This is a genomic window from Nonomuraea lactucae, assembly GCF_003313395.1.
GTDB classification, from domain to species: domain Bacteria; phylum Actinomycetota; class Actinomycetes; order Streptosporangiales; family Streptosporangiaceae; genus Nonomuraea; species Nonomuraea lactucae.
In genome coordinates, this window is sequence record NZ_QNFZ01000477.1 from 1 (window position 1) to 1,259 (window position 1,259).

At 77.6% G+C, this 1,259-nt stretch carries 1 protein-coding gene; it reads right to left on the reverse strand.

Annotation, left to right across the window (positions count from 1 at the left end):
- Positions 1-1,259: hypothetical protein (locus tag DQW85_RS22800; RefSeq protein WP_162795254.1), on the reverse strand; the 1,259-nt coding region annotated here is incomplete at both ends.

Consider the following 1,259-nt stretch of genomic DNA (forward strand, 5'->3'; position numbering starts at 1 on the left):
CGGCGAGCAGGTGGTGGCCGAGCCGGGCGAAGGCGTCGGCGGCACCGGAGAGCGCCTGGCCGTCCATGCGCGTGAGCCCGCGCGCCGCGGTGGCGAGGGCGTGGCTCAGCGGGGTGCCGAGCGCGGTGTCGAGCTCTTCGAGCCGCCGGGGGTCGCCTCTGCCGCCGAGCCGCAGCACGTCGTAGCGGGCCTGCGCCTCTACGGTGCGCAGCCCGATGCCGCAGGCCAGGTCGGCCGCGTATCGGGCGGTGACCGTCGCGTCGGTGAGGCGGTCCTCGGCGGCCAGGGTCCAGGCGTTGCCGAGCACGATCCACGGGGCGAACAGCCTGTTGGCGTCGCTGGCGGCCTGGTCGGCCCGGGACATCCAGGTCCGTGCGCTGCCCGGCTCGCCCTCCAGGGCGCAGGCCGTGGCCAGCCCCGCGAGGAAGCCGCGGGTGAGCCGGAGGGTGTCCTTGCCGTCGAGCGCGGTGACCGCCTCGCGCAGCGACCTGCGAGCGTCCGCCGGCCTGCCCTGGGCGCACTCCACGAGCCCGCGGAAGCCGACGTGGCCGGCCGACATCATCGGGCTCTGGCCGGACAGCACCTGGCGGTATCCGTCGTCGGCGACCTTCCACGCCGTGCGCAGGTCGCCCACCGCCATCGCGGCCAGGCACCGGGCGACGTCGAGTTCGACCACCCCCCAGGGCAGCTCCGCCTGACGGGCCGTCGCCAGGGCGAGCCCGCGCTCGTGGTAGCCGGCGGCCTGCCCGGCGCGTCCGAGGAAGCCCGCCGCCGCCGTGGCCGCCGCGGTGGCCCAGATGAGCGCCTGCGCGCTCGCCGAGTCCGAGGCGAGGAGCCGGTCGGCGACGTCCAGCACGGCGGCGCAGCGGCCGTCGAAGAGCAGGACCCATGAGCGGATGCCCTGGGCCAGGTCCTCTCCCGGCCGGCCGTTGAGGAGGCCCAGCGCCTGCTCGGCGGCCACGGCGTCACCTCCGCCCCAGTACGCGGTCTCCGCGCGGACGAGGGCCCACCGGAGCAGCTCCTCGTCGCCGGGTGGGGGCTCGTCCTGCAGGACGGCCGCCGCCTCCGCGCTGCGGCCCCGGTACTCCAGCACCTCGGCGAGCAGCGCGTCGGCCTCGACGGACGGCGCGGCGTCCCGGGCGGCTCGCGCGAGCCGTTCGGCGAGGGCGAGATCCGCGCGGTTGACGGCCTCGCGCGCGCCGAGCCGCACGATGTCCGCGCGCACCACCGCGCCGCCCTCCACCTGCCAGAGCGCGGCA